11 protein-coding genes are annotated in these 15,033 nt (G+C 30.7%); 8 read left to right on the top strand and 3 right to left on the bottom strand.

Annotation, left to right across the window (positions count from 1 at the left end; genetic code table 11):
- Window positions 1–56: 56 nt before the first annotated feature.
- Together JBL43_RS03720 and JBL43_RS03715 are read right to left on the bottom strand one after the other, a co-directional pair.
- Window positions 57–491: an RrF2 family transcriptional regulator gene (locus JBL43_RS03720; protein ID WP_198840141.1), complete on the bottom strand. Its 435-nt coding sequence runs from the start codon at window positions 489–491 to the stop codon at window positions 57–59.
- 231 nt (window positions 492–722) lie between these two features.
- Window positions 723–1,046 (bottom strand): YbaB/EbfC family nucleoid-associated protein, encoded by a 324-nt coding sequence (locus JBL43_RS03715; RefSeq protein WP_198840140.1) that lies wholly within the window; start codon window positions 1,044–1,046, stop codon window positions 723–725.
- A 64-nt stretch (window positions 1,047–1,110) separates the two neighbouring features.
- Here JBL43_RS03715 and JBL43_RS03710 point away from each other — a divergent pair, with 64 nt between their 5' ends.
- The 7 genes from JBL43_RS03710 to JBL43_RS03680 all read left to right on the top strand — a co-directional run bounded on the left by JBL43_RS03710 (window position 1,111) and on the right by JBL43_RS03680 (window position 9,198).
- Window positions 1,111–3,276, top strand: a complete 2,166-nt coding sequence (locus JBL43_RS03710; protein ID WP_198840139.1) for a S9 family peptidase — start codon at window positions 1,111–1,113, stop codon at window positions 3,274–3,276.
- A gap of 128 nt (window positions 3,277–3,404) precedes the next feature.
- On the top strand, window positions 3,405–4,058 hold the full coding sequence (locus tag JBL43_RS03705) for a TetR family transcriptional regulator C-terminal domain-containing protein (RefSeq protein WP_198840138.1): 654 nt from the start codon (window positions 3,405–3,407) through the stop codon (window positions 4,056–4,058).
- 63 nt (window positions 4,059–4,121) lie between these two features.
- Window positions 4,122–5,432: an ABC1 kinase family protein gene (locus JBL43_RS03700; RefSeq protein ID WP_198840137.1), complete on the top strand. Its 1,311-nt coding sequence runs from the start codon at window positions 4,122–4,124 to the stop codon at window positions 5,430–5,432.
- A complete protein-coding gene (locus JBL43_RS03695) occupies window positions 5,432–6,046 on the top strand; it encodes a flavin reductase family protein (RefSeq protein ID WP_198840136.1) in 615 nt (204 codons plus the stop codon). The genes JBL43_RS03700 and JBL43_RS03695 overlap by 1 nt, the downstream gene beginning before the upstream one ends.
- A 257-nt stretch (window positions 6,047–6,303) precedes the next feature.
- The gene (capA, locus tag JBL43_RS03690; protein WP_198840135.1) at window positions 6,304–7,341 is read left to right on the top strand and encodes a cysteate synthase; all 1,038 of its coding nucleotides are present in this window, start codon (window positions 6,304–6,306) and stop codon (window positions 7,339–7,341) included.
- A gap of 149 nt (window positions 7,342–7,490) precedes the next feature.
- Window positions 7,491–8,738 carry a cysteate-C-fatty acyltransferase gene (gene capB / locus JBL43_RS03685; protein ID WP_138948787.1) on the top strand — a complete coding sequence of 416 codons (1,248 nt, stop codon included), beginning with the start codon at window positions 7,491–7,493 and terminating at the stop codon, window positions 8,736–8,738.
- A 115-nt stretch (window positions 8,739–8,853) separates the two neighbouring features.
- Entirely contained in the window at window positions 8,854–9,198 is a 345-nt protein-coding gene (locus tag JBL43_RS03680; protein ID WP_198840134.1) for a TfoX/Sxy family protein, read from the top strand.
- Window positions 9,199–9,224: 26 nt separating this feature from the next.
- Here the strand turns inward: JBL43_RS03680 and tsaD are convergent, their stop codons facing one another.
- A complete protein-coding gene (gene tsaD / locus JBL43_RS03675) occupies window positions 9,225–10,253 on the bottom strand; it encodes a tRNA (adenosine(37)-N6)-threonylcarbamoyltransferase complex transferase subunit TsaD (protein WP_198840133.1) in 1,029 nt (342 codons plus the stop codon).
- Between the two features lie 357 nt (window positions 10,254–10,610).
- Here tsaD and JBL43_RS20380 point away from each other — a divergent pair, with 357 nt between their 5' ends.
- A complete protein-coding gene (locus JBL43_RS20380; RefSeq protein ID WP_198840132.1) occupies window positions 10,611–14,936 on the top strand; it encodes a translocation/assembly module TamB domain-containing protein in 4,326 nt (1,441 codons plus the stop codon).
- Window positions 14,937–15,033: the final 97 nt, after the last annotated feature.

Raw genomic sequence — 15,033 nt, 5'->3', positions numbered from 1 at the left:
AATTATTATTTAATATGATATTATTACCTTTTTATCTTAATTAATTGTAATTTTTTTTATCGTTTTAAAAATGTGATCCCTAAATCTAAACCTGAAGTTAAGTCAAGCAGACTCGTTTCTTCTAGCATTTGTTTAAGTTCGTTGCGTATGATTACAAACTTGTCGTGTAAAGGGCAGGGCTGCTGTTCATTACATTTTTCTAAACCTAAACCACAACCCGAATAGATAGAATCTCCGTCAATTGCAAAAACTACATGACTTAATTTCAATTTCTCAACATTTTCTTTTTCAATTTGAAATCCACCAGCGGGACCTTTAACGGAATCTAAAATATTGTTTTTCGCCAATTGGTGCAGTATTTTCGCCGTAAAGGCAACAGGAGAATTAATTTCTTCTGCAATTTCTTTAAGGCTCACACGTTTGTCTTGCAACGATTGTAAGGCAATGTATGTCGAGGCTTTAATACCGTATTCACAGGCTTTAGAAAACATATCGTTATGTATTTGATACAAATGTACGGTAGATTTTTAATTCGGACAAACTTATCCGAATTAAAAATGACAAACAATATAACATAGAGTGTCTATGCTTAACAATTAAATTTAAATAATTGAGTAGATTCCAATTTAAAAAGTAGCATTTACCGCTTCGTTTACAAAAAAATAATATACTCAAAATGAAACTAAAATAGTATTGACGATGCTTAATTTCCTAATTCTTGTTTATTTAAACATGTCTAATCCAGGAATATTAGGCATCCCGTCTTTTGCAGCGGCAGCCAATTCCGCATCATTAATTGCATTCGCTTTTTTAAGAGCATCATTCATGGCAATGATCAAATAATCTTCTAATTCTTCTTTATCCTCTAACACAACACTGTCAATAACAATATTTTTTACCACTCTATTGGCAGACACTGTTATTTTAATTTTTCCTTGATTCGCTGAGCCCTCAACAAAAACAGTGTCTAATCGCTTTTTAGTTTCCTCAATTTTTTGTTGGGTTTCTTTAAGTTTTCCCATCATTCCTTGTAAATCTCCAAACATATTCTTTATTTAACTTGTTAATTGCAAATTTACTAATTTAGACCAAAATAATAAAAGACATAAAATGAAAAAAATAGCCTTTCTTTTAACGATACTTTCACTTACTTTTGCCACTTCATGCAAAAAAGATAAGATGCAAACAGAAGATATAAAACCACCTATTGCAGATGTTGTTCCGAAAGAAATGGAGACTCATGGTGATACTAGAATAGATAATTATTATTGGATGCGATTATCTGATGAGCAGAAAAATTCAAAAACACCTGATGAGCATACGCAGAAGGTTTTAGATTATTTAAATGCGGAAAATGACTATTTTGATAAAAAAATGGGTCATACTGAGAAATTTACAGAAGATTTATTTCAAGAAATGAAATCTAGAATTAAAGAGGATGATGAGTCTGTACCTTATAAAGATAATGGTTATTTCTACATTACACGTTATATTAAAGATGGTCAATACCCAATATATGCTCGTAAAAAAGCAACGTTAGATGCTGAAGAAGAGTTGTTGTTTGATGTTAATAAACTTGCAGAAGGTCATGAATATTATAGTTTAGGCGGATTAAATGTGAGTCCAAATAATAAATTAGCAGCTTTTGCTGTTGACACCATTAGTCGTCGCCAATATGTTTTACAGTTTAAAAATTTAGAAACTGGTGAAATTTATCCTGAAAAGATAGAAAGTACATCAGGGTCTTCAGTTTGGGCCAATGATAATAAAACTGTTTTTTATACGAAGAAAAACCCAACTACTTTAAGAGCAGAACGAATTTTTAAGCACGTTTTAGGTACAGATGCATCAACAGATATTGAAATATTTTTTGAGGCTGATGATACGTACAGTACTTATGTTTTTAAAAGTAAATCAAATCAATTTATAGCCATTGGGTCAAGTAGTACATTAACCACTGAATATCAGGTTTTGTCTGCAGATACTCCTAATGATAAATTCAAAATGGTGCAGCCAAGAGTAAAAGGGTTGGAATATCATATTTCTCATTATCAAAATTATTTTTATATCTATACGAATAAGGACAAGGCAACTAATTTTAAACTGATGAAAACGCCAATTGACAAGACAAGTTCTGATAATTGGGTAGATGTTATTCCACATAGAGACGATGTTTTGTTAGAAGACATTTCAATTTTTAAAGATTATCTAGTTTTGGAAGAGCGTTCTAATGGATTGAATAAGATTCGTATCAAACGATGGGATGGAACAGCTGATGAATATTTACCTTTTAACGAAGAAACGTATTCAGTAAATGTTAGTAGTAATCCAGAATTTGATACGGATACACTTCGTTATAGTTATAATTCTTTTACAACTCCGGCTTCTGTTATAGATTATAACATGAAAGATAAGTCTAAAGAGATTAAGAAAGAACAAGAGGTATTGGGTGGTAAGTTTGATAAGAATAATTACACAAGTAAAAGAGTTTGGGTTACTGCTAGAGATGGCAAGAAAGTGGCCGTTTCCATGGTGTATAGAAAAGATACCGAGCTTAATAAAGATTCACCGTTACTTTTATATGCTTACGGTTCTTATGGAGCAACGATTCCAGATGGCTTTAGCACGACACGTTTAAGTTTACTAGATAGAGGATTTGTTTTTGCATTGGCTCACATTCGTGGAAGCCAATATTTAGGAAGGCAATGGTATGAAGATGGTAAACTATTTAATAAAATGAATACGTTTACTGATTTTATAGATTGCTCAAAATATTTGATTGAAGAGAAGTATACGTCAGCAGATCATTTATATGCAATGGGTGGATCAGCGGGAGGATTATTAATGGGTGGTATTATTAATATGAATCCAGAATTGTACAATGGAATAGTTGCAGCAGTACCTTTTGTGGATGTTGTTACTACCATGTTAGATGAAACTATTCCACTAACAACATTTGAGTATGACGAATGGGGAAACCCGAATGAAAAAGAATATTACGATTATATGTTGTCTTATTCGCCTTATGATAATGTTGAGAAAAAAGCATATCCAAATATGTTAATCACTACCGGTTTACATGATAGTCAAGTTCAGTATTATGAACCTGCAAAATGGTTGGCTAAATTAAGAGCCAATAAAACAGATGATAATTTACTAGTTATGCATACCGATATGGAGTCTGGTCACGGAGGAGCTTCAGGCCGATTTAATGCATTAAAAGACACTGCAAGAGATTATGGATTTATTCTTGAAATGGAAGGGATTAGCGAATAATCACTTTGAAAGTATATATAAAAAAAAGTGCCTTAATTGAGCACTTTTTTTATTTAACAAAATATTTTGTTTAATTAATTGTTATTAAAGTTAAACAATTAGTATCTTTACATTCTAAATTAAACGTCATGGCAAAAAAGAAAAATATTACCGAAAATGATCTGATGTCTTTTTATATGGACTATGTATTAGAACACAACGAACAACCAAAGACCGTTTATGCTTTTGCAAAACATAACAATTTTGATGAAGCTCTTTTTTACAATTTCTACGGTACTTTTGAAGCCTTAGAAAAAAGTGTTTTTAAAACGTTTTTTGAGAATACGCTTATTACATTGCATAAAAGCGAAGAGTATGCCTCATATGAATCGAGAGACAAATTATTGAGTTTTTATTTCACATTTTTCGAAAACCTTACGGCAAATAGAAGTTATGTTTTACAAGCTTTGAAAGTTGATGGAAATAAATTGAAAAGTATAACTAAACTTTCAGAATTAAAAAAAGCATTTACAGATTACATTGATAGTTTGGATATCGAAATGGTCGATATGAAAGAAGCTAGGTTGGTGAAATTTCAACAAAAGACGTTAAAAGAATCGGCTTGGTTACAATTAATAGTTACCCTAAAATTTTGGATGGATGACACTTCGAAAAACTTCGAAAAAACAGATGTGTTTATTGAAAAAGCAGTTAATACAAGTTTTGATTTAATAGATACACAACCAATCAAAAGTATTATTGATTTAGGTAAATTTTTATACAAAGAAAAGATGAAACTGTAATTGTTTAAAATCAATTATGGTAAATAATGCTCTCAGTGATTTAATAAAACTTAAAGTTAACATATGAAAACGATCGACAGTATTCCAACTTCAAAAATACAACGTGCCTCAAAACTAGTAAAGACTGGAGCTAAGGTTGGTGTTAACTACCTGAAGTATTATGGAGATAAAATTATTAATACAGAAGAAAAAGCGAAAGAAAGATTAAATGAAAATAATGCCAACGATATATATGATGGCCTAAAACAGTTAAAAGGTAGTGCCTTAAAGGTGGCTCAAATGTTGAGTATGGAAAAGAATATTTTGCCCAATGCCTATGTGGAAAAATTTTCGTTGGCTCAATTTTCTGTACCGCCCTTATCACCTCCATTAGTCATCAAAACATTTAAGCAGTATTTTGGTAAACATCCTAATGAAATCTTTGATGTTTTTAATTCAACTTCAGTCAATGCGGCAAGTATTGGTCAAGTGCATAAAGCAGAAAAAGACAATAAAGAGTTGGCGGTAAAAATACAATATCCCGGAGTTGCTCAGAGTATTAGTTCAGATTTAGCTATGGTTAAACCGATAGCTATGAGCATGTTTAATATAAAAGGTAAAGATTCTGGTAAATATTTTAAGGAAGTAGAAGATAAGTTGATTGAAGAAACCGATTATATTTTAGAGGTGAAACAAAGTATAGCTATGGTAAATGCCGCTAAGCACATTCCTAATTTGCTTTTCCCTAGATATTATAAAGAACTTTCTTCGGAGAGAATTATTACCATGGATTGGATGCACGGAGAGCATTTATCTGAATTTGTAGCTCATAATGACAATCAAGAAATGGCAAATCAGTTAGGCCAAGCTCTTTGGGATTTTTACATGTTCCAAATTCATAAATTGAAAAAAGTACATGCAGATCCACATCCTGGTAACTTTTTAATTAATAAAGAAGGTAAGCTAATTGTCATTGATTTTGGATGTATAAAAGAAATTCCAGAAGAATTTTATATTCCTTATTTCGAACTGGCTGAAGAAGATAATATTAATAATCCCGCCGTTTTTAAGGAGAAGCTATATGAACTAGAAATCTTAAGAGAAGATGATTCTAAAGAGGAGGTTGAATTTTTTACCAAAATGTTTCATGAAATGTTGAGCTTATTTACGCAGCCACTACATCAAGAAGTTTTTGATTTTTCAAATCCTGAATTTTTCGAAAAAATAGGACAATTGGGCGAACGCTATTCTAAGAGTACCGAATTGAGAAAAATGAATGGAAATAGAGGGTCTAAGCATTTTATTTATATAAACAGAACTTTTTTTGGTTTGTATAATTTAATGTTTGATTTAAAATCGCAAGGAGTGAAAATAAATAATTTTAAGAAGTTGTAATGGCCTATTTTAGTAAAGCCGATCTTGATAATTTGCATCATCTGTATAGAATTAATCTAATAAATAGTTGTACGGGTTATAAATCGGCTAATTTAATAGGTACTAAATCGGCAGATAATTTTGAAAACCTAGCTGTGTTTAGTTCGGTAACCCACATGGGGTCTCATCCGCCATTGTTAGGTGTGTTTTTTAGACCAACAACAGTTGCTAGAAATACATATGAAAATATTAAGGAGACCGGAGTGTATACCATCAATCACATTAATGAAGAGATTATAGAAGATGCTCACCATACTTCTGCAAAATATGACAAGCTCATCTCAGAGTTTGAAAAGACAGATTTAAAACCAGAGTACCTAAATGCTTTTACAGCTCCCTTTGTTAAAGGTGCTCCTGTAAAATTGGCCATGAAGTTTGTTGAAGAATATGAAATAAAGAGCAATGGTGTTATTTTAGTGATTGGTGAAATCATTGATTTACATATAAAAGATGATATGTTGGATAAGGATGGTTTTATTAACCTAACCTTAGGTAAAGTGGCAGCCATAAACGGTTTAGACGGCTATGCAATACCTCAATTAAAAAAAAGATTGGATTATCAACGTCCAAAGTAACATTGTATTCATATTTGTTATATTAAACAGAGGGTGTTTTAGGTAACATATCCAATTAGGTTGATGTTAAATTTAGAGTTTACTAATGAAATAAATCCGTTCTAATTGTATATTTTAATAGTGAAAATGAGAATGTAAAAAATTAATTATCAGCTTTTTATATGTTAAAATGGCGTTTTTTAACCATATTTTAAAAGTGATTTAAAAAAAAGGACTAAATTTGCCCGTTAGTTAATAGTAATTAGAATTGATTTTTTATGAGTCATAAATTAGGTATTAACCAGAACATTTTAGAGCTTATTGGTAATACACCAATGATTAAATTAAATAAAATTACCGACGAATTAGAAGGTGAGTTCTATACAAAGTTTGAAGGTTATAACCCAGGTCATTCAACAAAAGATAGAATTGCCCATCATATTATTGAACAAGCTGAAAAAGAAGGTTTAATTAAAAAAGGCACAACAATAATTGAGACTACATCAGGTAATACTGGTTTTAGTATTGCAATGGTTAGTAGAATAAAAGGCTACGATTGTATTTTAGCAGTAACGTCAAAGTCGTCAAGTGATAAAATTGACATGTTAAAGGCCATGGGAGCAAAGGTATATGTTTGCCCAGCTCATGTAAGTGCTGACGATCCTCGTTCTTATTATAATGTTGCAAAAAAGTTACATTCAGAAATAGCAGATTCAGTTTATATCAACCAATATTTTAATCAGTTAAATACTGAGGCACATTATAACTCTACTGGACCTGAAATATGGGAACAAACGGATGGTGAAATAACTCATTTAGTTGCTGCTAGTGGTACTGGTGGTACAATTTCTGGAACTTCAAGATATTTAAAAGAGCAAAACCCTAATATAAAAATTATTGGTGTAGATGCATATGGTTCAGTATTGAAAAAATTCCATGAAACGGGAGAATTAGACACTAAAGAGAGTTATCCATATCGTATTGAAGGCTTAGGTAAAAATTTGATACCAACTGCAACAGATTTTGATGTTATTGATAAATTTGAAAAAGTAAGTGATGAAGATAGTGCCCATAGAGCTAGAGAAATTGCATTATCAGAAGGTGTTTTTGCTGGTTATACAAGTGGAGCCGCTATGCAAGCTGTATTTCAATTAGCGAAAAAAGGTGAATTTGATGAAAATAGTAAGGTAGTTGTGATCTTTCCCGATCACGGTTCAAGATATATGAGTAAAATTTATAGTGATGATTGGATGCAAGAACAAGGTTTTTTCGATACAGAAAAATTTGCACATTCAGAAATTGAATTTATAAAATAAATGATTTAAAGTTTCAAAAGGCTTCGTTCGTGAAGCCTTTTTTTTATATAATTCATTTAAAATTAGTAACTTGTTAAAAAAGAGTGGTGAGGTAGTTCAAAATACGTTAAAAAATACGTTACTTTGCAAAATTAAATTAGAGATTCGAGATGAAAGATTTATTTGAAAGAATAATTAACGATAAAGGGCCTTTAGGTAAATGGGCCGAGCAAGCGGAAGGATATTATGTGTTTCCAAAGTTAGAAGGACCTATTTCAAATAGAATGGGTTTTAACGGTAAAAAAGTGATCACTTGGAGTATAAACGATTACTTAGGTTTAGCTAATCATCCAGAAGTTATAAAAGCCGATGCTGCAGCTGCTGCAGAACATGGTATGGCATACCCAATGGGTGCCAGAATGATGTCTGGGCATACACAATTTCATGAGCAATTAGAACAAGAGTGTGCGAAGTTTGTTCATAAGGAAGCTGCATATTTAGTTAATTTTGGGTATCAAGGAATGGTATCTGCGATAGATGCTTTAGTTACAAAACATGATGTTATTGTTTATGACATGGATACACATGCCTGTATTATTGATGGTGTGCGTTTACATGCAGGTAAGCGTTTTGTTTACAAACATAATGATGTAGAGAGTTTAGAAAAAAACTTAAAAAGAGCAACTAAAATGGCTACTGAAAACGGTGGTGGAATTTTAGTAATATCAGAAGGTGTTTTTGGTATGCGGGGCGAACAAGGTAAATTAAAAGAAATTGTTGCTCTTAAGGAAAAATATAATTTTAGATTTTTAGTAGATGATGCTCACGGATTCGGAACCTTAGGTGAAGGTGGAAGAGGAGCGGGTGTAGAGCAAGGTGTTCAAGATGGTATTGATGTCTATTTTGCCACTTTCGCAAAATCTATGGCTGGTATTGGAGCATTTTTCGCTGCTGATAAAGATATTATTCAGTACTTAAAATACAATATGCGTTCGCAAATGTTTGCAAAATCATTACCTATGGTTATGGTTAAAGGAGCATTAAAACGTTTGGATATGTTACGTACCATGCCTGAGTTGAAAGAAAAACTGTGGGAAAATGTAAATGCATTACAATCAGGTTTAAAAGAAAATGGATTTGATATTGGGAATACAAATACGTGTGTAACACCCGTATTTTTAGAAGGTGATATACCAGAAGCAATGGCTATGGTAAATGATTTGAGAGAAAATCATGGTATTTTCTGTTCAATTGTAGTATACCCTGTAATTCCTAAAGGAATGATTTTATTAAGAATGATTCCAACTGCAGCTCATACGTTAGACGATGTAAAAGCGACAATAATTGCATTTTCTGAGATTAGAGATAAACTAAAACAAGGTGTTTACAAGAAAATTGCCGAAGCAATGCTCGGATAATAATAAACTTTTTATAAAATATAAAATCCCAAATTCTAATTCTTAGAGTTTGGGATTTTTGTTTATGAGTATTTTCTTTATAAATTGAACCTTTAAAATTCAAAGAGATTTAACTATGGCCTACGATGAACATTTAGGTGAACGAATCAATGAAATATTGAAAACTAAAAACGTTTCAATTAATAGTAAAAAAATGATGGGTGGCTTAATTTTTATGGTCAACGAAAAAATGACATGCGGTATCCATATAGATAAGAAATATGGAGATAGTTTGTTGATGGCTAAAATTGGTATGGAAGCTTATGAAGAAGAAATTAAAAAAGAGGTCTGTCTACCAATGGACTTTACGGGAAGACCAATGAAAGGGTATATTTTTATAACTCCAAATGGTTTTGATCTGGATGTTGATTTAGAATATTGGATTGATAAAGCATTGGAGATTAATAAAATGAAGAAATAGTATGTAGGATTTCTTTACCTTAAGATCTAAAATTTCATTCTGGCACTTGCGGTAATTCCCAAATCATCAAACTGTTCATCTAAATATTTATAATACCCTACAATTCCAATCATTGCGGCGTTATCCATCGTGTATTCAAATTTAGGTATATACGTTGTCCAATCGAATTTGTTTTCAGCTTCCTTTAAGACTTTTCGTATTTCAGAATTTGCAGAAACTCCTCCAGCAATGGCGATATGTTTAATGCCCGTCTGTTTTACGGCTTTTTTCAATTTATCCATTAGTATAGTCGAAATCGTAAATTGTATAGAAGCACAGATATCATTTAGGTTTTCTTCAATGAAATTAGGGTTTTCTTTAACTTGTTTTTGAATAAAATAAAGAATAGCAGTTTTTAATCCACTAAAACTAAAATCGAGTGGATTTTTAGTTTTTGGTTTTGTGAAAATATAAGCATTCGGATTTCCTAATTGAGCATGTTTATCTACCAATGGACCGCCAGGATAAGGCAGGCCTAAAATTTTGGCAGATTTATCGAAAGCTTCACCAACGGCATCATCAATGGTTTCTCCAATAACTTCCATCGTAAAATGATCTGTTATTTTTACAATCTGTGTGTGTCCACCACTAATCGTTAAGCATAAAAATGGGAAAGATGGTTTTTGTTGACTATCATCATTTATAAAATGAGCCAAGATATGAGCTTGCATATGGTTGACTCCTATAAGTGGTATGTCTAAAGCTAATGCCATGGATTTAGCAAAAGAACTACCCACTAATAAAGACCCCATTAAACCTGGGCCTTTTGTAAATGCGATAGCATTCAATTGTTTTTTATCAATTCCAGCTTGCTTAAGTGCTTGAGCAACAACAGGAACAATATTTTGCTGATGTGCTCTTGAGGCCAATTCAGGAACCACACCACCATATTGTGAATGAATTTCTTGATTAGCCACAACATTACACAATACTTTGTCGTTGTGTAAGATAGCTACCCCTGTGTCATCGCAAGATGATTCTATAGCTAAAATATATGTTGAATTATTTGTTTTCAAGTTTAACCTTATTATTTTATTTATACTCCTTAATTATAGTAAGAGAGCATGCTATTTTACCTCTGAACCTAATGGGTTTTGTAACTAAATACATAATATGAATAATTAAGGTAAATTTATGTATTTAAGGCATAAAATTTGTACCTGTAAATTGTGTAATTTTAGCACGGCAAATTTATAACATTTAAAACTATCAAAAGAGCAAAAAAAATAATTGTAAGAACACTATTAATTTTATTATTATTAGTGGTCGTATCTGTTGTTCTTCTTTCACTACCCATAGTACAAACGAAACTTGCCAAAATTGTTACAAACAGTTTAAATAAAACCTATAACACCAATATTGTTGTTCAAAAAGTGGATTTATCATATTTGGGCAATGTTAAATTAAAAGGAGTTCAAATTGACGATCATCATAATGATACTTTAATTTACGTAAATGAAATTTCTACATCAGTTTTTAGTTATAAAAATATTTTAGATAATAAACTTGAATTTGGTGAAGTTGATGTTTCAGGCCTTTATATGCATATGAAGACCTATAATGGTGAAGAACAAGATAACTTATCTGTTTTTATTGATAAGTTTGATAGTAAGGATTCAAAACCATCAACAACCCCCTTTTTATTAACTTCTTCCAAGTTAAATATTGACAATGCTAATTTTTATTTATTTGATAAAAATAAGCAAGAAGATGCAATTGTGTATTATAAGAATATTATTGGCATTGTAGATGATTTTAAAATTGAAGGACCCAAAGTTTATGCAAACGTGAGAAGGGTTTCTCTGATAGAAAATCATGGTATTGAAGTAACACAATTGACTTCAAATTTTATTTATACTAAAACAAAAATGACGTTTGACGCCACCTATTTGGAAACAAAGAACTCTAGCGTTAATGCTGATTTTACTTTTAATTATAAACGGGAAGATTTAGCAGATTTTAATAATAAGGTACAAATCGATGCAGCTGTTACTAAAGCGGAAGTATCACTAATTGATTTGAATAAGTTTTATAATGAACTTGGATTAAATGATAAAGTTAATTTTACTACAAATTTAAACGGAACGTTAAATGACTTTAAGCTAACTAACTTTGAATTAGAATCAAATAGAAAGTCTATAATTAATGGGCATTTTCATTTTAAAAATGCGATAAATAAAGAAAATGGATTTTCATTAACAGCAAATATTAATGAACTAACATCTAATTACGAAAATTTAAAGATAATATTGCCTAATCTGTTAGGTGAAAATTTGCCTCCAGCAGTGGGTAAATTGGGTCGGTTTAGTGTAACTGGACAATCATTCATAACGACGCGTTTAATGAATGCGGATGTTATTGTTAAAACAGATTTGGGTAAAATTATTACCAATTTAAAAATGACAGATATCAATGATATCAATAATGCCAAATATGTCGGAGAAATTGAATTTGTAGATTTAGAGTTTGGGAAAATTATACAAGACAGTCTTGTTGGTAAATTATCATTAATTGCTGATATAAAAGGTAAAGGATTTACATTAGATCATATTAATACTTCCATAAATGGTAATATATTTAAACATCAATATAAAGGTTATACGTATAACGATATAGACATTAATGGTGTATTTAAAAACAAACATTTTAATGGAAGTGTAGTCTCAAAAGATGAAAACTTGCAAATGAGCTTTACAGGCTTGGCTGATTTGTCTCAAGAAGTATATGATTTTGATTTTGTTGCAGACGTTGAATATTCTGATTTTAATAAGCTCAATCTCTTTAAAAGAGATTCAATGGCAATTCTAAAAGGAAAAATAGATATAAAGTTACGCGGAAATTCTTTAGATAATATTGCAGGTGAAATAAACTTTTCTAATGCTTCGTATACCAATCAAAATGATAATTACTTTTTTACTGATTTTAAAGTCGCGTCAGAATTTCAAGATAGTATAAGGGTTGTAACTATTAACTCAACGGATATAATAGAAGGTAAAATAAAAGGGATCTTTAAGTATAATGAAATAGGAAAACTAGCCACAAATTCCTTTGCTGGTATTTATGCTAATTATACACCTGCTGTTGTAACGAAAGGGCAATTTGTCGATTTCAATTTTAAAATTTATAATAAGATTGTTGATGTATTTTTTCCAGATGTAAAAATTGGTGCTAATTCTACTATTAAAGGAGTAATTAGTTCTGATTCAGACCAATTTGAACTGACGGTGAAATCGCCACACATTGATGCCTATGACAACCTAATTGAGAATATTAGATTACAGATTGATAATAAAAATCCAATTTATAATACCCTTTTAAGTGTAGATGAAATAAATACCAAGTATTATAATGTTGCTGACCTTAACTTAGTAAATGTAACTCTGAATGACACGCTGTTTTTCAGAACTGATTTTATTGGAGGCAAAGGTTTAAAAGAAAAATATGATTTAAGTTTTTATCATACAATTAACGAGAATAATAAATCAGTTGTAGGTTTAAAAAAATCCAATATTGTTTTTAAAGAGAACAATTGGTCTATAAATCCGACCAATAACAATCAGAATAAAATTGTATTTGACAAAGGATTTAACACTTTTGCTTTTGATAAATTTACGGTTTCTCATGAAGATCAGGTAATTGATATGGCCGGTATTATTAATGGTAAAAGCAATAAAGATCTTACATTAAATTTAAAAAATGTAGATCTAAATGGCATAACCCCATATATCGATGGTTTTGTTATGAAGGGTTTAGTAAATGGAAAAGTTAATTACAAACAAATGAATGGAGAGTCTTTTCCGTTAGCAAATGTTTCCATTAATGATTTTTATATAAATGATATAAAACAAGGTAATCTTTTTGTAACAGCACAAGGAGACAATTCAATTGATCAATATCAAATAGCCGCAAGATTAACGAATGAGCGATTTGATACATTTGTTGCTGATGGTGAAATTGACTTTTCAGTAGAGCAGCCTACAATTCTTGCCAATTATAATTTTTACGAGTTTAACATAAATTCTTTTAGCGATTTAGGGAAAGATGTACTTACCAATATAAGAGGTAAGATAAAAGGAAATGGGACTGTGTCTGGTTTACTTGAAAATCCCGATTTTAATGGTACGTTAACCTTAGATAACGCAGGACTTAAAATTCCATACTTAAATGTTGATTTTGATATTGCTAATAATTCTAAAGTAGAATTAAGTAACAGAACATTTAAATTTTTACCGACAACAATTACTGATATAGATAAGAATACTACAGGTAGTTTGTTTGGAAGTATTATTCATTATAAGTTTAAAAAATGGTATTTAAATTTAAATATTGATACTGATAATTTATTGGTTTTAAATACTGTTGAAGACGAAGATGTACAATATTATGGAACGGCCTTTATGGATGGAACAGCCAGTATTAAAGGATATACAGATCAATTAACTATTAATGTTGAAGGAGCAACAATGCCGGGTACAGAGTTTATTGTTCCGCTAAGTGATGTTTCTACTATTGGAGACTCGGGTTTAATTAATTTTGTAACCTTAGCCGAAAATGGTGTTGATAAAAACAAACGCGACGAGGTAATTTTTGACAAACTAAAAGGATTAAATCTGAATTTTGATTTAGAAGTTAGAGATAATGCTATTGCTGAAATTGTTATTGATAAAAATACAGGGAGTATTCTAAGGGGTAGTGGTAATGGGTATATGGGTATTGAAATAAATACAAATGGTAAATTTGTTATCAATGGAGTTTATGTAATTTCTAATGGTATTTATGAATTTAGAAATATTGTAAATAAAGATTTTATAGTACAACCGGGTGGACAAGTAATTTGGAATGGTAATCCATTTGATGCATTTTTAAATATAAACGCAATATATAAAACTAAAGCAAATCCTTCTGTTTTGTTAGATAATATAGATCAAAGTTCTAATCGTAAAATAGATGTAAATCTAATTGCTAAAATTACGGGTCAATTATTGAATTCTGAAATTGATTTTGATGTTGAGCTTGTCAATCAAAATTCATCGATAAATTCAGAATTGGAATTTAAATTGAGTAATGAAGATGCTAAAATGACTCAGTTTTTTTCATTATTAATGGCCAATTCCTTTATGCCTATAGATGACGGAAGTTTTAATTTTGATACTAATGCTGCGTTAACCGGAAATTTATCAGAAAAAATAGCTAAAGTTCTTTCAGGTATTTTAAAATCAAAAGGAGATAAATTTGAATTAGGTGTTACTTATGATATTGCAAGTAAAGAAGATGTTAATACCTATGATTTGAGCGATGAATTAGGAGTTTCTTTTTCAAGTACAATTGCAGATAGACTTATTGTTAATGGTAAAGTTGGGGTGCCAGTGAGTACAAACACACAACAGAACAATATTGTAGGAGAAGTTGAAGTAGAACTCCCTTTAAATGATGAAGGTACGTTAAGAGCCAAAGCATATACTAGGCAAAATGACATTGAGTATGATGTTACTGATTTAGAGGGGTATACACATGGAATAGGTTTGTCATGGCGAGTTGATTATGATAACACAAAAGAGTTAGTTGATAAATTACTTCAAAGAAGTGACAAGAGTAAGCTTAAGAAAAAAGTTAAGGATAGCTTAAAAGCTGAAAAGAAATTAATCAACATTGGAACAAGAAAAAAAGATTCTCTACCCAGCAATGTTAAAATTAAATGACTTTTCCGTTAGTGCCATAAATTACACGTATTTAGTGATTTAAATAAAATGTGAGGCCGTAGGTGTTACAACTTCTAACGATAACGATTTCGTATAA

The organism is Aureibaculum flavum (assembly GCF_016406085.1).
Lineage (GTDB): Bacteria > Bacteroidota > Bacteroidia > Flavobacteriales > Flavobacteriaceae > Aureibaculum > Aureibaculum flavum.
The sequence above is the reverse complement of the archived record's forward strand: the minus strand, read 5'-3'. Positions and strand labels throughout refer to the sequence as shown.